19 protein-coding genes, 1 tRNA gene and 1 pseudogene are annotated in these 19,535 nt (G+C 69.5%); 8 read left to right on the top strand and 13 right to left on the bottom strand.

All coding sequences use genetic code 11. The features are described from left to right. Positions 1–32: 32 nt before the first annotated feature. Positions 33–662 (top strand): TetR/AcrR family transcriptional regulator, encoded by a 630-nt coding sequence (locus BUB97_RS10730; protein WP_073134770.1) that lies wholly within the window; start codon positions 33–35, stop codon positions 660–662. Between the two features lie 118 nt (positions 663–780). Continuing rightward, positions 781–1,563 (top strand): SDR family NAD(P)-dependent oxidoreductase, encoded by a 783-nt coding sequence (locus tag BUB97_RS10735; protein ID WP_175562614.1) that lies wholly within the window; start codon positions 781–783, stop codon positions 1,561–1,563. A gap of 30 nt (positions 1,564–1,593) precedes the next feature. Here the strand turns inward: BUB97_RS10735 and BUB97_RS10740 are convergent, their stop codons facing one another. Together BUB97_RS10740 and BUB97_RS10745 are read right to left on the bottom strand one after the other, a co-directional pair. Beyond that, complete coding sequence (locus BUB97_RS10740) at positions 1,594–2,496, bottom strand: NAD(P)-dependent oxidoreductase (protein WP_245818270.1); 903 nt, start codon at positions 2,494–2,496, stop codon at positions 1,594–1,596. A gap of 86 nt (positions 2,497–2,582) precedes the next feature. Continuing rightward, on the bottom strand, positions 2,583–3,602 hold the full coding sequence (locus BUB97_RS10745; RefSeq protein ID WP_086062109.1) for a Bug family tripartite tricarboxylate transporter substrate binding protein: 1,020 nt from the start codon (positions 3,600–3,602) through the stop codon (positions 2,583–2,585). A gap of 257 nt (positions 3,603–3,859) precedes the next feature. On the opposite strand from BUB97_RS10745, the gene prpB reads away from it, so the two are divergent. Then, a complete protein-coding gene (gene prpB / locus BUB97_RS10750; protein ID WP_073134601.1) occupies positions 3,860–4,780 on the top strand; it encodes a methylisocitrate lyase in 921 nt (306 codons plus the stop codon). Between the two features lie 22 nt (positions 4,781–4,802). Here the strand turns inward: prpB and BUB97_RS10755 are convergent, their stop codons facing one another. Further along, a complete protein-coding gene (locus BUB97_RS10755; protein ID WP_073134603.1) occupies positions 4,803–5,858 on the bottom strand; it encodes an aldo/keto reductase in 1,056 nt (351 codons plus the stop codon). A 3-nt stretch (positions 5,859–5,861) separates the two neighbouring features. Between BUB97_RS10755 and BUB97_RS10760 the strand changes: the two genes are divergently transcribed. From BUB97_RS10760 to BUB97_RS26545, 3 genes and pseudogenes are all read left to right on the top strand, one after another. Then, entirely contained in the window at positions 5,862–6,215 is a 354-nt protein-coding gene (locus BUB97_RS10760) for a DUF2924 domain-containing protein (protein ID WP_277614030.1), read from the top strand. After that, positions 6,103–6,693: pseudogene (locus tag BUB97_RS27460) on the top strand (recombinase family protein); the annotation flags it as partial. The gene BUB97_RS10760 and the pseudogene BUB97_RS27460, both read left to right, overlap by 113 nt. A 173-nt stretch (positions 6,694–6,866) precedes the next feature. After that, entirely contained in the window at positions 6,867–7,775 is a 909-nt protein-coding gene (locus tag BUB97_RS26545; RefSeq protein WP_245818272.1) for a recombinase family protein, read from the top strand. Between the two features lie 179 nt (positions 7,776–7,954). Here the strand turns inward: BUB97_RS26545 and BUB97_RS10775 are convergent. The 3 genes from BUB97_RS10775 to BUB97_RS10785 all read right to left on the bottom strand — a co-directional run bounded on the left by BUB97_RS10775 (position 7,955) and on the right by BUB97_RS10785 (position 10,795). After that, a tRNA-Gln gene (locus BUB97_RS10775) sits at positions 7,955–8,029 on the bottom strand. Positions 8,030–8,097: 68 nt separating this feature from the next. Further along, a complete protein-coding gene (locus tag BUB97_RS10780; protein ID WP_408906130.1) occupies positions 8,098–9,006 on the bottom strand; it encodes a 4-(cytidine 5'-diphospho)-2-C-methyl-D-erythritol kinase in 909 nt (302 codons plus the stop codon). 25 nt (positions 9,007–9,031) lie between these two features. Then, complete coding sequence (locus BUB97_RS10785) at positions 9,032–10,795, bottom strand: tetratricopeptide repeat protein (RefSeq protein ID WP_073134608.1); 1,764 nt, start codon at positions 10,793–10,795, stop codon at positions 9,032–9,034. 264 nt (positions 10,796–11,059) lie between these two features. Here BUB97_RS10785 and BUB97_RS10790 point away from each other — a divergent pair, with 264 nt between their 5' ends. Both BUB97_RS10790 and BUB97_RS10795 read left to right on the top strand, forming a co-directional pair. Next, positions 11,060–11,710: a Tat pathway signal protein gene (locus tag BUB97_RS10790; protein ID WP_073134609.1), complete on the top strand. Its 651-nt coding sequence runs from the start codon at positions 11,060–11,062 to the stop codon at positions 11,708–11,710. A 144-nt stretch (positions 11,711–11,854) separates the two neighbouring features. After that, a complete protein-coding gene (locus BUB97_RS10795; RefSeq protein WP_073134611.1) occupies positions 11,855–12,979 on the top strand; it encodes a PA0069 family radical SAM protein in 1,125 nt (374 codons plus the stop codon). A gap of 95 nt (positions 12,980–13,074) precedes the next feature. On the opposite strand, the gene BUB97_RS10800 is transcribed toward BUB97_RS10795, so the two are convergent. From BUB97_RS10800 to BUB97_RS10830, 7 genes are all read right to left on the bottom strand, one after another. After that, positions 13,075–14,673 (bottom strand): ABC transporter substrate-binding protein, encoded by a 1,599-nt coding sequence (locus BUB97_RS10800; protein ID WP_073134613.1) that lies wholly within the window; start codon positions 14,671–14,673, stop codon positions 13,075–13,077. Between the two features lie 108 nt (positions 14,674–14,781). After that, complete coding sequence (locus tag BUB97_RS10805) at positions 14,782–15,288, bottom strand: F0F1 ATP synthase subunit B family protein (protein WP_073134614.1); 507 nt, start codon at positions 15,286–15,288, stop codon at positions 14,782–14,784. Positions 15,289–15,299: 11 nt separating this feature from the next. After that, positions 15,300–16,055, bottom strand: coding sequence for a F0F1 ATP synthase subunit B family protein (locus BUB97_RS10810; RefSeq protein ID WP_073134616.1), 756 nt, complete (start codon positions 16,053–16,055; stop codon positions 15,300–15,302). A 60-nt stretch (positions 16,056–16,115) separates the two neighbouring features. Further along, positions 16,116–16,355: an ATP synthase subunit C family protein gene (locus BUB97_RS10815; protein ID WP_073134617.1), complete on the bottom strand. Its 240-nt coding sequence runs from the start codon at positions 16,353–16,355 to the stop codon at positions 16,116–16,118. A gap of 48 nt (positions 16,356–16,403) precedes the next feature. Next, positions 16,404–17,159 (bottom strand): F0F1 ATP synthase subunit A, encoded by a 756-nt coding sequence (locus BUB97_RS10820; protein ID WP_073134619.1) that lies wholly within the window; start codon positions 17,157–17,159, stop codon positions 16,404–16,406. A gap of 31 nt (positions 17,160–17,190) precedes the next feature. Beyond that, on the bottom strand, positions 17,191–17,487 hold the full coding sequence (locus BUB97_RS10825) for an AtpZ/AtpI family protein (protein WP_073134621.1): 297 nt from the start codon (positions 17,485–17,487) through the stop codon (positions 17,191–17,193). A gap of 145 nt (positions 17,488–17,632) precedes the next feature. After that, positions 17,633–19,501 (bottom strand): ABC transporter ATP-binding protein, encoded by a 1,869-nt coding sequence (locus BUB97_RS10830; protein ID WP_073134623.1) that lies wholly within the window; start codon positions 19,499–19,501, stop codon positions 17,633–17,635. Between the last annotated feature and the right edge of the window lie 34 nt (positions 19,502–19,535).

Below are 19,535 nucleotides of genomic sequence, written 5' to 3' on the forward strand. Positions count from 1 at the left end.
CCAAGAGGGACCCGGCTTCCAGGGAATCCTTCATGCCGGTCAAGGACGGAGCGCCGGCCGCCGCGCTCCGCCGCGGCCGGCCACGCAGCACAGAGGCGCGGGACAAGATCCTGGCGGCAACGGAGGAGCTGCTCTCCGAAGGCGGGTTCCAGGCCGTTACCATGGAGTCGGTCGCGGCACGGGCCGGGGTGGCGAAGACGACCCTGTACCGCTGGTGGCCCAACCGGGCAGCCGTCGCGCTGGATTGCGTCTCGGCACGCATGACTCCGATCGCCGACACCTCGAAGGCCGGCACCTACCGGCAACGGTTTCAACGGCAGCTCAAGGCGACCATCCGGTTGCTGAACAGCGCGCAGGGGCACGCCATCCTCGCCCTGGTAGGCGCAAAGCAGACGGATCCGGCATTGGCGCAAGCCTATTCGGAACAGATTGCGCAGCCGCGACGTGCGCAAACGCGGATGCTCGCGCAGCAAGCGATCGCAGCGGGCGAGATCGCGGAGGGGACGGACCCGGACCTCTTCCTCGATACGATCTACGGCCCGCTGTATTATCGCAAGGTCGTCTCGGGCGAGCCGGTGACCGAGGCTTTCATCGACTGCATCGTGGACGCAGCCTTCACTGCCTTCGGGCCGAGCGCGAAGCGGAGCCGGAACCTGGGCTGAGCCTGCTCCGCCACCGACGGGGCGTCCCCTCGTCAGCCGCCCGCTTCGACAAACGGCGCAACACAGCCGATCGAGAGCGGCCCTGAAGGGCTGCCGTGAACAGGGAAGGAAAATGGGTTTGCGAACGGAACTTGGCATCGGCGTCATTGTCGGCGGCGGAAACGGCATTGGTGCGGCATGTTGCCGCGTGATGCATCGGCAGGGCTGGCGCGTCGTGGTGGTGGATCGCGACCTGCCTGCGGCGATGGCGGTGGCCGATGAGGTTGGCGGACACGCCTTCGAGGTTGATGTCCGGGATGAGACAGCGATCACGCGCTTGGCCGAGCGCATCGAGCAGGACGTCGGTCGCCCCGAGGGACTTGTTGTATCGTCCGGCACCTTCCAGGACAATATCCCGATCGGCGAGACACCCGCCGAAACCTTGGACCGCGTGCTGGACGTGAACTTCCGCGGCACCCACCACCTGAACCGCATCTTCGGCCTGCGGATGGCCGCGCTCGGCAGGGGGAGCATCGTGAACCTCTCCTCCGTCACGGGGCAGGTCTCCACGCCTCTGAACATATACGGGCCCAGCAAGGCTGCGATCATCAACCTGACGAAATCGCTGGCCGGCGAGTGGGGCCGCTCGGGGGTTCGCGTGAACAGCGTATCACCTGGCATCACTCTCGTCCCACGCGTGGTGGAGCGCCGCCGGCGCAGCACGCGCTACACCAGCGACATCGACGCGCATATGGCCCTGGGGCGCTGCGTCGAGCCGCCCGAGGTCGCCGAGGCCGTGGAGTTCCTTCTCTCGCCCCGTGCCTCCGCCATCACCGGCACGGACCTTGTGGTGGATTGCGGCTGGATGGTCGCCAGCCTCTGGCACAGCTATGGCGGCGTCCGCCCACAGCTCACCTCCTGAGCCAGCCCTGAGCTTGCGGCCTGCCCTTGCTCATTCGGCGGGTCGCGCTTCCTGCACTTCGATCAGCTTCATGATGACGGGCCAGTAGTCGGCCCCGTATCCCTGCTCCACCGCCTCCTGCAGCAGCGACGCCGTGAGTTCCGCCTCCCTTGCCCGCACACCGCCGGCCGCCGCCATGTCGAGCGCGTAGGAGATGTCCTTGAGCATGTACTCGGTCGGGAACGTACGTTGCGGAAACAACCTCGGCGCCACGGACTTCAGGCCGTGGTTACGTAGAGCGAAGCTGTCAGCCGAGCCCTTCATGAAGGTCTCGAACAACGGCCCGGCCTCGACGCCGGCAGAGCGCGCGATCGCTGCTGCCTCGCAAAGGGCCGTCACTGTTCCCACGACGACCATGTTGTTGAGGATCTTCACGACCTGCCCCGCGCCGACGGCTCCGCAATGCGTCACCTCGGAGGCGAAGCAGCGCAGCAGCGGTTCAATGCATGCGAACACCGCCTCGCTGGCACCCACTGTGATCGCAAGCGTCCCCTGCTCGGCGGCCTGCCGGGTACGGGCCACCGGCGCATCGGCGTAGTCGACCCCTTTCGCGGCGAAGCGTCCCGCGAGAGCGCGCGAGAGATCGACCGGACTCGTGCCGAGATCGACGATGGTCTGCCCTTCCCGCACCGAGGCAAGAAGCCCACCCTCGCCCTCGCAGACCGCCTGCAGGTGCTTTCCGCTCGGCAGCGAGAGGAAGATGACGTTCCCATGCCGGGCGGCGTCTTCGACGGAGGGCGCGGGAACTGCCCCAGTCTCGGCGAGGCGCGCCACCGGCTCGGCCGAGATGTCGTATATCGCCACCGGCAGCCCGCTCTTTGTCGTCAGGTGCCGACACATCGGCTCGCCCATGACGCCCAGCCCGATGAAGCTGAGGGTTTGAAGCTTGCGCACGGGATCAGGTCTCCTCGCGAAGTGCATGGGGCGCGTCAGCACGTCATCTAGTGTGCCGGAGCGATGAAAGGCGGGCGAAGATGAGGTCAGCCGGCCTGGATGCCGGCCATTCGGACCCGCTCGCCCCAGAGCGCGACCTGGCTCTCGAGAAAGCCGCCGAACTCCGCCGCCCCCTTGCGCAACGGTGCCAGGCCCAGTGAGGCTAGCTTCGGCCCGAAGGTCGGATCGCGGACCATGTCGTCCAACGCGCCGGACAGCTTTGAGATGACAGAAGCTGGCGTTGCCGCCGGTGCCGCAACCGCCAGCCACACATCCGCATCAAATCCCGGTACCCGGGTCGCGAGCGGCGGCAGCTCCGGCGAAAGAGGGAAGGTTTTGGCCATGCTCTCTGCGAGGGCGCGTACCCGGCCACCGCGATGTTGCGCGATGCCGGCGCCAAAATCTGCGAAGTTGCAGTCCACGCGGCCGACCGACACATCGGTCAGCGCCTCGACGCCGCCACGATAGGGCACGCCGGTGAGATTGAGCCCTGCCATCTTCGCCAGCATGGCCCCCATGATCTGCGAGCCGGCGTTCCCGTAGGCATAGGTCAGGTCACGCCCCTTGACGGCTTCGAGCCAGCCCGCGAGGTCTCCGCCAGGCGCATCGGGAGGCACAACGAGGATATAAGGTTGCTCCGCAATCATGCCGATCGGGGCGAAGTCGCGCAGCGTGTTGTAGGGCAGGCGTGGGACAGTATGCGGGCTGATGGCCGCGACCGACACGCCAAACATGAGCAGCGTCGTACCGTCCGCCGGCGCCATCGCAACCGCCTGGGCACCCACAACGCCATTGCCCCCCGCACGGTTCTCCACGACCACCGGCTGGCCCAACAGGCGGCTGAGCGGCTCGGAGATGATGCGCGCCAGCAGGTCCGTACCGCTCCCAGGGGGAAATGGCGCAACGAGGCGGATCGGTCTGTCCGGCCATTGCGCATGCGCAGCACGCGGCAGCAGAAGTGCGGGGGAAGCCAAGACCAAGCGGCGGGGCAATGAACCGCGCTCGCGCCGCTCCTCCAGCTCGCCGACCAATGCCGCTGGCGCTCGAGGCGTGCTCTGCCCACTCATCCTAATTCCCCCAATGTGGCGACGATTCTGTCGCTGCTTCTTCTCATCGATCGAAAGGGAGCCCGTGCGGCATGGAACAGACCGGCCCAGGCCTGGCTCTGGCACGTCTCCCTTAGCCGCACTATTCAAAACGATACGTGTCGTTGTAAATAGCAAAAGCCGACCTGGGTCGTTTTCTATGTGGCGTCGACATACCCAGCACTGCCGACGAACGCCGCGCGATGCGCGCTGCCTGAATTTTAGGGAGAGGGGTGGAGATGCCCTATGTGATCGGTGACGACCTGCCGGATGCCCCGGCCGGCACCCGCTTCCGCGCCCTGCTGGAGCGCCCGGGCATCCTGCGCCTGCCCGGCGCCCAGACCGGCATGGCGGCGCTTCTGGCCAAGAGGGCGGGGTTTGAGGCGCTTTACATGTCCGGCGCGGCCATGTCGGCCGGGATGGGCCTGCCCGATCTCGGCATGATCACGGTGGACGATGTGTGCTGGCACATCCGCCAGGTAGCCCGTGCTTCCGCCCTTCCGGTGCTCGTGGATGGCGACACCGGCTATGGCGAGGCGCTGAACGTCATGCACATGGTCCGCACCTTCGAGGAGGCGGGGGCAGGCGCCGTGCATCTTGAGGACCAGCTGCTGCCCAAGAAGTGCGGGCACCTCAACGACAAGAAGCTGGCCGATGCCCATGACATGGCCGCCAAGGTGGCGGCCGCCCGCAAGGCGCGGCGGCACCTGGTGGTCATTGCGCGCACCGACGCGGCAGCGAGCGAGGGCATGGATGGGGCGGTCGCCCGCGCGAAGCTGTATCTGGAAGCAGGCGCCGACGCGATCTTCCCGGAGGCGCTGAACACCGCCGAGATGTTCCGCGAGTTCGCCCGCCGGATGCTCGGGGTGAAGCTGCTCGCCAACATGACAGAGTTCGGCCGCACGCCCTTCTTCACGGACAAGGAGTTCGAGGAGATGGGCTATTCCATGGTGATCTGGCCGGTCTCAGCCACCCGGGTCGCGAACCGCGCGATGGAGGAGCTCTATGCCGCCATCAACCGCGACGGGGGCACCCAGGGCATGGTGGACCGGATGCAGACCCGGACGCAGCTCTACGAGGCCATCGGCTATCACGAGTACGAGGCGCTGGATCAGACCTTGGTGAAAACCGTCGTGCCCGAGGGGATGCCCCAGCGATGAAGCTGGTTGCAAGTCGCGGAGATCAGAGCCCGATCCGCTGCAGACGTGGCGCCGGCCGGGCTGACTCGCCGCTCGCTGGCGGGACGCGGCCCTCTAGCGGATAGGCCGGATCGTTGTAGCCGGGGGTGGAGGGGTGACCCGGCGGGACTAGCTCATTCACCAGCGCCTCGTCCTCGGCCGTGAAGCCATAGGCGAGCGCACCCGCGTAATCCTCCCACTGCGCCTCGGTGCGCGGCCCAGCGATAGGGGCCGTGATAAGCCCGTTGTTCAGCACCCAAGCGACGGCGAACTGCCCTGCCGAGATGCCACGGGCCTCTGCATGCTCGCGGAGACGCTGCGCGATGGCCAGGCTCTCGGGCCGCCACTCGGTCTCCATCATGCGCGGGTCCGCCCGCCCGGCGCGGGAACCTTCCGGCGGCGGTGCTTGAGTGGCGTACTTGCCCGTCAGCACGCCGCGCGCGAGCGGGCTGTACGGAACGACGCCGAGACCCAAATACTCGCAGGCCGGCAGATGCTCGACCTCGGGCATGCGATTCAGCGCGTTGTAGAGAGGCTGGCTAACCACGGGCCGGGCGATCCCCAGCTCGTCACACAGCCGGCAAATCTCGGCGATGCGCCATGCCCTGTGGTTGGACACGCCGAAGTAGCGAATCTTTCCGGAACGGATGAGGTCGGCCATCGCGCCGGCCGTCTCGGCCAGCGGCGTCACGTGGTCCTCCTTGTGCAGGTAGAGGATATCGATCGTCTCGGTGCCGAGGCGCCGCAGGCTGTCCTCGACCGCCATCTGGCAATGCCGCCGGGACAGGCCGCGATCATTCGGTCCAGGGCCGACCGCATTGGCCAGCTTCGTCGCCAGTACCCAGTCCGAGCGATGCGCGCGAATGGCCCTGCCGACCACCTCCTCCGACCGGCCCGCACTATAGGCGTTCGCGGTATCGATGAAGTTGATGCCCTGCTCGCGCGCGCGGTCGATGATTCGAATGGAGGTTGGCTCGTCCGTCGCACCGCCGAACATCATGGTGCCCAGGCAGAGCGACGAGACCTTCAGGCCGCTGCGACCGAGGTTACGGTAGTCCATAGGATCTCTCCAGGATGTCGGCGGCACGCCGCTCGGGGCTTGGCGAGCATGCGCCAGCGAAGGCTCGGGGTCGAGAAGCAGCGGGTCTGCACGCACAGCCGATCTCAAAGCGCCGCCAGCCCCCCCGGGGCGGCCCTGCCTCCAGTTAAGCTCCGCCCTGGCACCTCGCTGCTTCGCGCCTGGGGTGGGCGCACCCACACCGTCCTCGTCCGGGAGAATGGCTTCGAGCACGAGGGACGCCGCTATGCCTCGCTCACCGAAGTGGCACGCGCGATCACCGGCGCTCACTGGTCCGGACCGCGCTTCTTCGGGCTGCGCAAGCTCCGGCCCTCGGCCGGGAGTAGCGCGGGTGGCTGAGCGCCGCAGCCGATCCAACCGGGCTAGGTCAGCTGAGGCTGGACACGCGTCATCCACGGACGCCGCCCGTCGTCGCTGCGCCATCTACACCCGCAAGTCCTCCGAGGATGGGCTGGAGCAGGCCTTCAACTCCCTCGATGCCCAGCGCGACGCCTGCGAGGCCTTCATCCGGAGCCAGCGTCACGAAGGCTGGGTCTCGCTCCCCGCCCGCTACGACGATGGCGGTCTCTCGGGCGGCACCCTCGAGCGCCCGGCGCTGCAGCAGCTCTCGGCTGACATCCGCGCCGGCAAGGCCGACCTGATCGTTCTCTACAAAGTCGACCGCCTCACCCGCTCGCTGGCCGACTTCGCCAAGCTTGTGGACTTCCTCGACGCCCACCGCGTTTCCTTCGTCTCCGTCACCCAACAGTTCAATACTACCACTTCCATGGGGCGCCTCACGCTCAACATGCTGCTCTCCTTGGCCCAGTTCGAGCGCGAGATTACCGGCGAGCGAATCCGCGACAAGTTCGCGGCCTCCCGACGCAAGGGCATGTGGATGGGCGGCACTGTCCCCCTCGGCTACCGGGTGCACGAGCGCAAGCTGATTGTGGACGAGCCCGAGGCCGAGCGGGTGCGCACGTCTTCCGCCGCTACTTCGCCCTCGGCTCCGTGCTCGCACTGCGGGAGGAGGCCACCCGTGAGGGCATGCTCAGCAAGGCAGGCCAGCCTCTCTCCCGCGGTGCCCGGTTCCACCTCCTGCAGAACCGCCTCTACCGCGGTCAAGTGGTCCACAAGGGGCAAACCTACGCCGGCGAGCACGATGCCATCGTCGGGGAGGAGCTTTGGGATGCGGTGCAGCAGCGCCTGGCAAACAACCGGCAGGACCGCAGCCCGGGGAGGCGGAGCAACAACCCGGCCCTGCTCCTCGGCCTCGTCCACGACGCCTCCGGCGATCGCCTCACGCCGACCCACGCTGTCCGCCGCGGCGTGCGCTACCGCTACTACGTCTCCCATCGCCTCGTGACTGACGGGCGCCGCAAAGCCCCCGATGGGCGCCGCATCCCGGCGAACGACCTCGAACGCCTGGTCGTCGACACGCTGCTCCAGTTCGTGACCGACCCGCCGCGGCTACTCGGCCGTCTGAACGAGGAAGGAGCGCTGCCCAGCAGCCTGTCGGGGCAGAAAGAGCTGATCCGCGCCGCCCAGGCACTCGCGGATGGCTGGCCTCAGCTCAGCCCCAAGGATGGGCGCAACTTGTTGCATCGCTTGCTCACCCGGGTCGATGTCACCGACAAGGCGATCACACTCCGGCTCGATCCCGCCCACCTCCGCGATCACCTGCTCGGAACGGAGCCTGAGGCCACCGATGCGGGACGTGACTCGATCTTCCTCTCCGTGCCCTCCACGCTGATGCGGGCCGGGCGCGGGACAGCGCTGGTGCTGGGTGATCAGGACGCTCCTGCCCCCAGCAGGCGCAATCCAACCCTGGTGCGCGTGATTGTGCGGGACACGCCTTCGGGTGCGGTAGCCTCTCAGTCCGATCGAGAACACGCCGGCGTCTCCAGTCCCCACTCCTAGGGCCCTGGTACTGCTTTCCTGCGCAGGGGAGACAAACGACGCATTCCGTCGGCCTCCGCCGCACGAAAGCGTCTCCCCGACAGCCTGCCCCGATCAGGTCGGCAGAAAAGCCCGGGAACACCGGCATTCTCGCGGGACACCGTCTGGGCTGGCAAAACTGCGAGAAGAACGGAGAAGGGTGGCTGGGGCGCCAGGATTCGAACCTGGGAATGGCGGTACCAAAAACCGCTGCCTTACCGCTTGGCTACGCCCCACCGGAACCGGCGTCTCGGCGGGGCGGAACATGTCCTCCCCGGCGCCGGACGTAAAGCCCCACCCGCCATCACGCCGCGGCGCGCACGCCCCCGCCCCAGCGCCACCAGGCCGGGGGCAGCAGCATGGCGGCATGCTCGGCCGCCGCTGCGTCGGCAAAGAGCGCGAAGCAGGTCGCGCCCGAGCCGCTCATGCGCGCCATCAGCGCCCCTGGCAGCGCCGAGAGCGCCTCCAGAACCCCGGCGATCGGCGGGCAGAGGGAGATGGCGGGCGGCTCCAGGTCATTCCGCAGCGCCCGCAGCGCCTCTGCCAGGGCAGCCGCATCCGCCCAGCGCGCCGGCAGCACGGCGGGCGGGGAGAAAGGACCTGTCCGCGCCGCGAAGATACCGGGCGTGGCGAGGGAAACCCGAGGATTGGCCAGCACCATGCCGAAGGCCGGCAGCCCGGGTGCGGCGGAAAGCACCTCCCCCACCCCCTGCATCCGGGTGGGCCGGGATGCCACGCAGACCGGCACATCCGCGCCCAGCCGAAGGGCCAGCGCCTCCAGCGCCGGCCCAGCCATCCCAAGCCCCCAGAAGCGGTTCAGCGCGCGCAGCGCCGCCGCCGCATCGGCCGAACCGCCGCCGATGCCGGACGCGACCGGCAGCCGCTTCTCCAGCAGCAGCGCCGCGCCAGGCAGGTCCCGCCCGGCCGCCTCGGCCAGCAGGCGCGCTGCGCGCAGAACCAGGTTGTCCGGCTCGGCAGCCAGCGCGCCGGCTTCGGGCCCGCCAAGCCGAAGGGAATGCCCCTCCCCCGGCTCCACCATCACCTCATCCGCGGCCCCGGCGAACACCACCAGGCTGTCGAGCAGATGGTATCCGTCCGCACGCCGCCCGGTGACATGCAGGTGCAGGTTAATCTTGGCCGGCGCCAGCTCGGCCACGGCCTCATCCACGGGCGCCGCCCCCATGCGGCGGGGCGCCTCCATCGCCAGGGGCATGGTCACTCCGAGAAAGGCCTTTCCCTCAACGCAGCGCGGTGGCCGAGGCGGGCAGGCCGTCCCGCATCTTCGCCTCGATCCGCCCGGTCTCGGCCGGCTCGGGGTCCAGGCCAAGGGCGCGGCGCCACTGGAATCGCGCCTCGGCCTGGCGCCCCACCGCCCAGTAGGCGTCACCCAGATGGTCGTTCACGACTGGATTGCGGGGCTCCAGCTCCGCCGCCTTCTCCAGCCACTCGATCGCCGGCTTCACCTCGCCCAGGCGGAACAGCACCCATCCCAGGCTGTCCGCGATGTTGCCATCCTGCGGGCGGGCGGCCACGGCCTTTTCCAGCATCCCGCGGGCCTCCTGCAGCCGCTCGCCGCGCTCCACCCAGGCATAGGCCAGGTGGTTCAGCAGCACCGGCTGGTCCGGCGACAGCGCCAGGGCCTGCCGCAGGTCCGCCTCCGCCCCGGGCCAGTCCCCCGCCCGCTCCCGCGCGATCGCGCGCGCATGGAAGAGAGGCCAGTCCGCCGCCGCGGGTTGGGGCAGGCGGCTGATGGCAGTGGTGTAGGCCGCGGCGGCCTCGGCCGGGCGCCCTTCCCGGCGCAGCATGTCGCCCATGGCGAGGGCCGGCTGGGGCGCACCCGGATGGGCGCCCGCCAGCTGCTTCAGCAACTCCACCGCCTCGCCGCCCCGGCCCATCCGGCCCAGCAGCCCGGCGCGCCGCAGCATCGCCAGCGGCGCCATGGGGTCGGTGGGCGGAACCGCCTCCAGCACGGCCAGGGCCGGGCCGACATGGCGCTCATCCGCCATGCTCTCCGCCGCCAGGATCTGGGCGGGAACGAAGCCCGGCCGCAACCGCAGCGAAAGCCGCGCCAGGATCAGCGCCAGCTCTGGAGAGCCCTGACCCCGCAGCGCCGCACCGAGCGCCACCTGCGCCTCCGCCATGCCCTCGGTCGGGGAAGCGACCGCCCGCTCGGTCAAGGCCGCCCGGCGCGCCAGCGGCCCGGCCGTCAGCGCGATATCGTCGGAGCCGACCGCCATGGCATCGAACAGCCGGGCCCCGTCCGCCTCCCGCCCGGCCCGGGCGAGGATCCCGGCGGCGATGGTGGCCAGCCGCATGTTCGGCTCATCCGCCTCGGCCACCGCGATGCGGATCAGGCGCTCCGCGTCGCGCGGCCGATTGGCCAAGTCCGCGATCATGGCGCCGTGCAGGGCGGCCACGCCGCGCAGCTGCCCCCCTTCGGTGAAGGGGCGGAGGGTCGCCAGCGCGGCCTCCGTATTGCCGTGGCCCGCCTGCGCCCAGGCCAGGAGCAATGGCTGGAGGATCTGCGCACTGCCCTGGCGCGGCAGGCCGCGGATGCGGGCCTCGGCCCGCTCCCACCGCCCGCCCTGGGCATCGGCGCCGGCCAGCAGAAGCGCGGCCAGCTGGCTTTCCGGCAGCCGCCGCGCCAGGCGAACCGCCTCGGGGCGGCCATCCATCACGGCGGCATTGAAGGCGCGGGTGAGGATTTCCGGCTCGTCCGGCTCGGATGCCAGGGCGGCCAGCAACGCGTCGGCGGCCGGACCGGCATCGCTTTCATTCGCGGCGAGGCGGCCAGCGAGATAGGGCCCGAACACTCCCTCCGGCGTATGAGCCGAGGCCGGGGCCGCGCTGGGCCCCGAAGCAGGCGCGGCCCGGCGCGCGGCCTGGGGCAGTTGCGGCGGCCCGGCCTGGGCAAGCCTTTGCAGCCCGTCCTCTGCCGCAGCCGCCGGCGCGGAGCCGGAGGTGCCCCCGGCCGCGCAGCCGGCCAGCAGCGCCGCGGCCATCAGGATGCCACGGCCTCGCCCCGTGGCACCTCCTGCCCAGGCGCGGGGCGAGGAGGGGGGGAGGAACCGGGAGTGGGCCTCGGACGGCATCATGCGGTGCAGCGTAGGATCACTGGCGCGTGAGTTTCCAGCATCTCTTCGGCACGCGCCGAAGGCGAAGGGCCACTGTGGCATTTCTGTGGTGAGAGCGGCAGCCAGCCGCCCGTCTTTCCGTTCCAGGCCGCCTGTGATTCATTTCGTGACGTTCGCGAGGGAGGAAGAGCGATGCGCGCGCTGATGGTGGCCCTGGTCCTGCTCGCCGGGCTCGCAGCCAATCCGGCCGAGGCCCAGAACCGCTTCTGGCTGGTCAACAACACGGGTGAGACCATCCAGACCGCCAATGTCTCTCCCTCCCGCCGCTCGGACTGGGGCCCCGATATCCTGGGCAACAGCGTGCTGCCCGCCGGCAACCGGGTCTTCGTCACCCCCAATTTCGGGGATTGCGTGTTGGATGTGCGGGTGACCTATCCCAGCGGGCGGGAGGAAACGCGGATGGGGCTGAATGCCTGCTCCATCAACACCATCGCCTTCGGCCAGGGGCAGAGCCCGGGCCAGGGCCGGGGGGGCGTGGGCGCCACCATCGGCGGGAGCCCGGGGGGATCGGTCGCCGCGCCGCGCGGCGGCAATCCCTCCTTCAACTTCATCAACCGTTCGGGCCAGACCATCCGGGAGCTCTACATCTCCCTCTCCTCCCAATCGAGCTGGGGGCAGGACAGGCTCGGGAACAACGTGATGAACCCGGGCCAGTCCCTCTGGGTGGACCTGCCGGGCGGCGGAAGCTGCGCGGCCGATATCCGGGTGGTCTACATGAACGGCGCGGCCTCGGAACGCCGCGGCGTGGAGACCTGCAGCCGCACCGACATGGTCTGGCGCTGACAGCACCCCGTTCCGCAGGAGGCCGCGCGGAAAGTCCAGCGCGGCCTTTGTTTTCACGCATTCGTTCCCTCATTGTTCTTGACGGAGAGAGGTGGGCACGCCCAAATGCAGGAGAACACAAGGCGAACTCGATAGGAGGCCACCATGCCGGACGGCAGCCTGGGCAGCCCTCTCCTCACCCGGTCCACCCTGCCCGGCCTTCGCCGTGGCCGTGGCGCCGTGTCGAACCCCGCGAACCGTTTCGAGCGGTCGCGCACCGATACCTTCGATGACGGGTGGGGCACGCTGGCCGAGGCGCTGGCCGACCTGCCGCCGCTCGCCACCTCGCTGACGCGGGACGCCTCCCGCTCCGCCCTCTCCTGGAACGACAGCCCGGATATTGGCTTCGACCGGTCGGTGAACCCGTACAAGGGCTGCGAGCATGGCTGCATCTACTGCTACGCCCGCCCGACCCATGCCTGGATCGGCCTCTCCCCCGGCCTCGACTTCGAATCCCGCCTCATGTTCAAGCCAGAGGTGGCGACGTTGCTGGAGAAGGAGCTGAGCAAGCCCGGCTATACGCCGCGCCCGATCGCCCTGGGCTCCAACACCGACCCCTACCAGCCGGTGGAGCGCACCCTGGGCCTGACGCGCCAAGTGCTGGAGGTGCTGGACCGCTTCAACCACCCGGTGACGATCGTGACCAAGTCCGCCGGCGTGCTGCGGGACATGGACATCCTGACGCGCATGGCAGCGCGGAACCTCGTCCAGGTCTGCCTCTCCGTCACCACGCTGGACAATCGCCTGGCGCGCATTATGGAGCCCCGCGCGGCCGCGCCCCTGCGCCGGCTGGCCGCGATGCATGAGCTCTCCCGTGCCGGCATCCCCGTTGGGGTGCTGGTGGCGCCCGTCATCCCCGGCGTGAACGATGCCGAGATGGAAAAGGTGCTGGAGGCCTCCCATGCCCATGGCGCCCGTGCCGCCGGCTATGTGCTGCTGCGCCTGCCGCTGGAAATCCGGCAGATGTTCGAGGACTGGCTGAACGCGCATATGCCGGACCGCGCCGCCCGCGTTCTGGCCCTGGTGCGCGAGACCCGCGCCGGCCGCGCCTATGACTCCCGCTTCGGCATCCGCCAGACCGGCACCGGCCCCTATGCCGACATGCTGGCCAGCCGCTTCGCCGTGGCGATGAAGCGCCTGGGGCTGGACAAGGCACGGGAGAATGGCGGGCTGGACTGCTCCCGCTTCGTTGTGCCGGGTGTCGAGGCGCGGCAGCTGGAGCTGCTCTAGCTCGGAAATGAAAAGGGCCCCCGGCATTCCGCCGGAGGCCCTTTTTTGTGAGGTGTCACGAGGGGGGGGACGCGCCCTCCCCGTCGCCGGTCGGGCTACTGCCCCACCCGCACGTAGCGCAGCGGGAAGTAGTTGTCGGCCATCTGCTGCAGCGTGATGTTGTTGCGTGCCGCCCAGACCACGACCTGCTGGTGCAGCGGGATGTGGCCCACCTCGTCCGCGTGCAGCCGCATCGCCTCGTTGATGAGTTGCTGGCGCTTCGCGGCATCGGTCTCCACCGCGATCTGGTTCGTCAGCTCGTCGAAGCGCGCATTGCTCCAGCCGCCCGAGTTGAACACTCCGCGCGATCCGCCCCGCGTGCCCATGATGTTGTAGAGCGTGTTGTGGGCGTCATAGGTCGTGGGCGTCCAGCCGAGCAGGTAGAAGCTCGTCTGGTAGCGCGGCGCCAGGATCTCGGCGAAGTAGCGCGCGCGGGTCTGCGCGTTGAGCGTCACCCGCACCCCGATGCGCGCCAGCATGGAAACGACGGCGGTGCAGATCGCCTCGTCATTCACGTAGCGGTCGTTCGGGCAGTCCATCGTCACGCCGAAGCCGTTGGGGTAGCCGGCCTCCGCCAGCAGGCGCCTCGCGGCGTCCAAATTCGGCCGGACCACCTGGTCGGCGGCCTCGGACCAGCCATTCACGCCAGGCCCGATCATCAGGCCCGTGGGGCGCGACTGGCCGCGCATGATGCGGGCCTTGATCGCCTCCAGGTCGATCGCCTGCTGGAAGGCGCGGCGCACGCGCACGTCGCGGAAGGGGTTCTTACCCTTCACGTCCGACTTCAGCAGCTCGTCCCGCACCTGGTCCATGCCGAGGAAGACGGTGCGCAGCTCGGCCTGCTGGTGGATCCGCACATTGCCCGAGCGGCCGAGGCGGTCCGTATCCTGCGGCGGCACGGTGTAGATCATGTCCACCTCGCCCGAGAGGAGCGCGGCCACGCGGGTGGCGTCATTCCCGATGACGTTGAAGACCACCTCGTCCAGATTGTGCTCCGGCTTGTCCCACCAGTTCGGGTTCGGGCGCAGCACGGTGCGGCGATCGGGTTCGCGGCTGGCCAGCATGAAGGGGCCGGTGCCGTTCGCGTTGCGGGTGGCGAAGTTCTCCTGGCCCGTGGTCAGGTCCACCGCCTGGGTGGCGTTGTTCGCCTCAGCCCAGCGCTTAGACATCATCGCCCAGGTGGTGATCTCCTCCAGGAAGATCGGATCGGGGGCGTGCGTCTCGAACTCGACCGTGAAGTCGTCGATCTTGCGCACCTCCTTCACCGAGGAGAGCACAGAGGTGAGGTTCGAGCCCTGGGCGCGCACGCGCTGGGCGCTGAAGATCACGTCATCGGCGGTGAAGGGCGAGCCGTCATGGAACTTCACCCCCTGGCGCAGATTGAGGCGCCACACGGTGGGCGAGGGCTGCGACCAGGAGGTGGCGAGCGCCGGCTCGACCTTCAGCTCACGGTTCCGGCGGACCAGCGGCTCGTAGATGTTCTGCGTGAAGGAGAGGAGGAAGGTCTCGTTCCGCGCATAGGGGTCCATCGAGTTGACGTCGCCGTCATTCGCCCAGCGGAAGGTGGCGGCCTCGGCGCTCCCTGCCCCGAAGCCGGCCCCGAACCCTGCCCCGAGCATCAGCGCCGCGGCGCCGGCGAGTAGAAGTCGTCGCATTCCCTGGTCTCCCCGCATGGAATCTGAGGGGAGGCTAGGCGGGCGGCACGGAAATGGAAACGGGGGCCGAAGGGCCCCCGTCCAACATTCGTCCGCGCGAAGGAAGGATCAGGCGGCGCGCAGCGCGCGGGGCAGGTCGGCCACAGCCTTGTCGATCATCGCCGCATCCGCCTCGGCGGTCAGCTTCTCCGCGATCACGCTCCGCGCGGCGGCGGCGGCGATCTCGGTGGCGGCCTGCCGGACCTCGGCCAGGGCGCTGGCCTCGGCCGCGGCGATCCGGTCCATCGCCATACGCTCCCGACGGGCGGCGTTCGCCTCGGCCTCGGCCGTGGCGGCGGTGGCCACGCGGTCGGCCTCGGCCCGGGCGCGGGCGATCATCGCCTCGGCCTCCTGCACGGCCTGGGCGCGCTCGGCCTCGGCCTGCTTGCGCATGGCCTCGGCCTCCTCACGCAGGCGGGTCGCCTCGGCGAGCTGGGCGCGGACCTGGGCGCCGCGGGCGTCCAGCAGGCCACCCAGCTTCGACCAGATCATCCGCCCGAGCAGGAGGATGAAGAGGATGAAGGAGACAGCGACCCAGAACTTCGGGTCCAGCCAGAAATGCTCGTAGTGATGCATGGCGCGCCCCCTCAGCCGGCTGTCTTGAGGTTACGGGCCGCCAGCTCTCGCTGGACGGCGGCCGCGACCGCCGCCTCGTCCGTCAGGCCGGACAGGCGCTGCACCAGGGCCCCGGTCGCGTCGGTCGCCACTTCGCGCAGCGCGCCCATGGCGGCGTCGCGCGCGGCGCCGATGCGGGCCTCGGCCTCGGCGATCTGCTTGTTCAGGCGCTCGGCCAGCGCTTCGGCGCGGGCCGAGGATTCGGCCTGGGCGGCCTGCACGGCGGCGGCGACCGAGGCCTGGGCCTCGGCACGGGCGCGGGCCGTGCTGTCGCGGCGGCCGGCCTCGGCGGCCTCGGCCTCGGCGCGGGCGTCACGCGCCGCGTCCAGGTCGGCCGCGATGCGGGCACGCCGGTTCTCCAGCACCTCCGCCACGGGCGGCAGAAGGAACTGGTAGCAAAGGAAGACGAGCAGCCCGAAGATGACGAACAGCCACACCACCTGGGAGACCATCAGGGGGTTGCTGAAGTCGAGCTGCGGCATGCCGCCGGCATCCGCCGCGTCGCGCGCGGCGTGCTGGTACTCGGCAGCCGTGCGGTTCGCCTCGCGTACCGCGCGGGTGCGGTCGCTGTCCGCCTGCACGGCGACGCTCTCGCCCTGCTGGCCCGGCAGGGGCGCGGTGGTCTGCACCGGGCCGGTCGGCGCCGGGGCCGTAACGTGCTGGGCGAGCGCGGCGGGCGCCTGCGAAAGCAGGGCAGCCAGCGCCATCGCGTGCAGAAGGCGGATCATGCGGTCTCCGTCCCGCGGCGGACGGCCAGGGCGATCACCCCGGCCGCGCCACGGACCCGATCAGGCGAAGAGGATCAGGAAGGCGATCAGCAGCGCGAAGAGCGCGACGGCTTCCGTGAGGGCGAAGCCGAGAATGCCGATCGGGAACACGGTGTCGCGGGCCGACGGGTTGCGGGCAACCGACGAGATCAGCGTCGAGAAGATGTTGCCGAGGGCGAGGCCCACGCCGAACAGAGCGAAGACGGCGATGCCGGCGCCGAGCGCCTTAAAGGCGCCGAGATAGGCGGCAGGATCGTTCATCGGAGGACTCTTCCTTGTTGAGCGGTTGGAGGTGGTTGCCGGCGCGGCTTAGTGCAGATGCACCGCGTCGTGCAGGTAGATGCATGTCAGGATCGCGAACACATAGGCCTGCAGGAAGGCCACCAGGATCTCGAACCCGACGAGCAGCACGTTGACGGAGAGCGGCAGGAGCGCGGCCACCGGCCCGATCATGCCAAGCCCACCGAGAAGGACGACGAAGGTCGCGAAGACCTTCAGCAGCACGTGCCCCGCCACCATGTTGGCGAAGAGACGCACGGAAAGGCTGACCGGGCGGGAGAGGTAGGACACCAGCTCCACCGGCACGATGATGGGCGCGAGCCAGAGCGGCGCGCCCTCGGGGAAGAAGTAGCCGAAGAACTTCTTCCCGTGCAGCACCAGCGCCACGATGGTGGTCACGAAGAACACGGTGGCGGCGAGGCCGAGCGTGACCGCGATGTGGCTGGTGTAGGTGAAGGCGTAGGGGAACAGGCCGATCAGGTTCCCGAACAGCACGAACATGAACAGGGCGAAGACGAAGGGGAAGTACTTCCGCCCCTCATGCCCCACCTGCCCGGTTACGAGGTTCTCGATGAACTCGTAGAACATCTCGGCCGCGGACTGGAAACGGCCCGGAACCAGGGCGCGCTTGCGGATGCCGAACAGCATCAGCGCCGTCACCAGGCCCACGGCCAGCAGCATATGTGCATTGGACTGGGAGAAGCCCACCGCCCGGCCGACCGGGCCCAGGACCGGGATCAGCTCGAACTGGCTCAGCGCGTCGATCGTCTTGCCTTCGGCGGCCACGTCTCGGTCCTTTATCCCCGGGTGGGGGCGATCACGGTCGGGTACCGGGCCGGGGCATGAACAGCCGGTAGATGTTCAGCACCCCTGCGGCACCGCCCACCACGAAGAAAACCAGGAAGAGCCAGGGGAACGTCCCGAGCCAGCGGTCGAGCCCAAAGCCCAGCGCCGCGCCCACAACAAGCGCCGACACCACCTCGACCCCCGCGCGGAAGCCAATGCCCCACGGGCCTGTCGGCAGCGCCCCCTTGCCCTGATCGGGCTTGGGATCCAGGCCCTGCTGGGTCCTGGCCTGCCGCAGTCGGTCGTCGAAGCCGTCCCGGTGTTCCACTTCGCTCCTCCGCGGTCATCCCCCGGAAGGCAGGGGGTCCCTAAATTGGCGTCCATGTGGTGTCAAGCACGTGCCGCATTGCAACGCACGGTTCCATGCGCCTGTTGCGGCCTTCTTTCGCCCAGGCTTTCGCCCAGCCGCCGTCTCAGCCTCCGATAAACCCGCCGGACTGCCGTGCCCAGAGGCGGGAATAGGCCTCGCCTCGGGCCAGCAGCTCCGCATGGGTGCCGCTCTCAGCCACCCGTCCCTCCTCCAGCACCACCAGCCGGTCGAGATTGGCGATGGTCGAAAGCCGGTGGGCGATGGCGATCACCGTCTTGCCCTGCATCAGCGTGGTGAGCTGCTCCTGGATCACCGCCTCCACCTCCGAGTCGAGGGCGCTGGTCGCCTCGTCCAGGATGAGGATGGGCGCGTCCTTCAGCAGCACCCGGGCAATGGCCACCCGCTGCCGCTGCCCGCCCGAGAGCTTCACCCCCCGCTCCCCGGCATGCGCGTCATAGCCACGGCGGCCCCGCCAGTCCGAAAGCCCCTCGATGAAGTCGGCCGCCGCCGCCCGGCGGGCCGCCTCCTCCACCTCGGCATCCGTCGCATCCGGGCGGCCGAAGCGGATGTTGTCCCGGATGGAACGGTGCAGCAGGGCCGTGTCCTGGGTGACCATCCCGATCGCGGCCCGCAGGCTTTCCTGCGTCACCCCGGCGATATCCTGGCCGTCGATGGTGATGCGGCCGGATTCGGGGTGGAAGAAGCGCAGCAACAGGTTCACCGCCGTGGTCTTGCCAGCCCCGGAATGGCCCACCAGCCCCACCCGCTCCCCCGGGGCGATGTCCAGGTCGAAGCCGTCCAGCACCGCGCTGCCCTCCCGGCCATAGCCGAAGCGGACCCTCTCGAAGCTGATGGCGCCCCGGGGCACGGCCAGCGGCCTGGCCCCCGGCGGGTCCGGCTCGGTGGGCGGGGCCGCGATGGTCCGCATCGCTTCCTGCACCACGCCGATATTCTCGAAGATCCCGGCCACGTTGAAGGCAACCCAGCCGGAGATGTTGGCGATCTGCCAGGCCATGGGCAGGGCGGTCGCCACCGCCGCCGCCTCGATCCGCCCCTGCATCCACAGGCCGATCGCCACCGCCGCCATGGAAACCAGAAGCACCGCATTCAGGGTGGAAAGGAGCAGCGCGTTGAGCGTGACCATCCGCGTCTGGTCCTGGAAGGCACGGGTGAGGCCCATCACCCCTTCCTGCGTGAACGCGTCCTCCCGCTCCGCCCGGGCGAAGAGCTTGATGGAGAGGATGTTCGTGTAGGCATCGACGATCCGCCCCGTCAGCAGGCTCCGCTGCTCCGAGGCCGCGCGGGAGCGGTCCCGCATCCGCGGCACCACGAAACGGAGCAGGGCGGCATAGGCGGCGAACCAGACGAGGATCGGCATCGCCAGCCGCCAGTCGGCACTGGCCAGCCACAGCACCGCGCTGCTGCCATAGACCAGGATGTACCAGACCGCCGTCACGGACTGGACCACCGATTCCCGCAGCGCGGGCCCCGCCTGCATCACCCGGTTGGCAATCCGCCCAGCAAAGTCCTCCTGGAAGAACGGCCAGCCCTGGCGCGAGACCAACCGATGCGACTGCCAGCGGATCAGGCTCGTGAAGCCGGGATTGATCCCCTGATTCACCACGAGGTTCTGCGCCAGGATGGTCGCCGGCCGGGCGATCAGCAGCACGGCCGCCATGGTCATCAGGCCGCCCCCGGCCTCCGCCCAGAGCGCGCCAGGCTCATGCCGCCCCAGCAGCGACACCACCCGCCCGATGAAGACCGGGATCAGCGCATCCAGCACCGCCACGAGAAAGCCGGTGACGAAAACCGCGACGACCAGCAGCTTCGCCTGCCGGGCGAAGTGCCAATAGAAGCCGATCAGCCCGGGGGGCGGCGGCGCCTCCGGCACCGGCACGCCCAGCAGCCGCGCGGCCCGCGCGCCCGGCGGCGCAACCGGGTCGATAAAGGACTCGAAGAGGCGGAAGGGCATGGCGGGGATGTAGTCCCGCCCCGCTCCGGCTGAT

Origin of the sequence: Muricoccus roseus (genome assembly GCF_900141905.1) — a bacterium.
In the GTDB taxonomy this organism is placed as follows: Bacteria; Pseudomonadota; Alphaproteobacteria; order Acetobacterales; family Acetobacteraceae; genus Roseomonas; species Roseomonas rosea.

Coding starts and splice junctions, on each gene's coding strand:
- BUB97_RS10800 (WP_073134613.1), bottom strand. CDS start 14,673: ATGCGACGACTTCTACTCGCCGGCGCCGCGGCGCTGATGCTCGGGGCA.
- BUB97_RS10795 (WP_073134611.1), top strand. CDS start 11,855: ATGCCGGACGGCAGCCTGGGCAGCCCTCTCCTCACCCGGTCCACCCTG.
- prpB (WP_073134601.1), top strand. CDS start 3,860: ATGCCCTATGTGATCGGTGACGACCTGCCGGATGCCCCGGCCGGCACC.
- BUB97_RS10830 (WP_073134623.1), bottom strand. CDS start 19,501: ATGCCCTTCCGCCTCTTCGAGTCCTTTATCGACCCGGTTGCGCCGCCG.
- BUB97_RS10755 (WP_073134603.1), bottom strand. CDS start 5,858: ATGGACTACCGTAACCTCGGTCGCAGCGGCCTGAAGGTCTCGTCGCTC.
- BUB97_RS10815 (WP_073134617.1), bottom strand. CDS start 16,355: ATGAACGATCCTGCCGCCTATCTCGGCGCCTTTAAGGCGCTCGGCGCC.
- BUB97_RS10810 (WP_073134616.1), bottom strand. CDS start 16,055: ATGATCCGCCTTCTGCACGCGATGGCGCTGGCTGCCCTGCTTTCGCAG.
- BUB97_RS10745 (WP_086062109.1), bottom strand. CDS start 3,602: ATGAGTGGGCAGAGCACGCCTCGAGCGCCAGCGGCATTGGTCGGCGAG.
- BUB97_RS10805 (WP_073134614.1), bottom strand. CDS start 15,288: ATGCATCACTACGAGCATTTCTGGCTGGACCCGAAGTTCTGGGTCGCT.
- BUB97_RS10780 (WP_408906130.1), bottom strand. CDS start 9,006: ATGCCCCTGGCGATGGAGGCGCCCCGCCGCATGGGGGCGGCGCCCGTG.
- BUB97_RS10730 (WP_073134770.1), top strand. CDS start 33: ATGCCGGTCAAGGACGGAGCGCCGGCCGCCGCGCTCCGCCGCGGCCGG.
- BUB97_RS10790 (WP_073134609.1), top strand. CDS start 11,060: ATGCGCGCGCTGATGGTGGCCCTGGTCCTGCTCGCCGGGCTCGCAGCC.
- BUB97_RS10785 (WP_073134608.1), bottom strand. CDS start 10,795: ATGGCCGCGGCGCTGCTGGCCGGCTGCGCGGCCGGGGGCACCTCCGGC.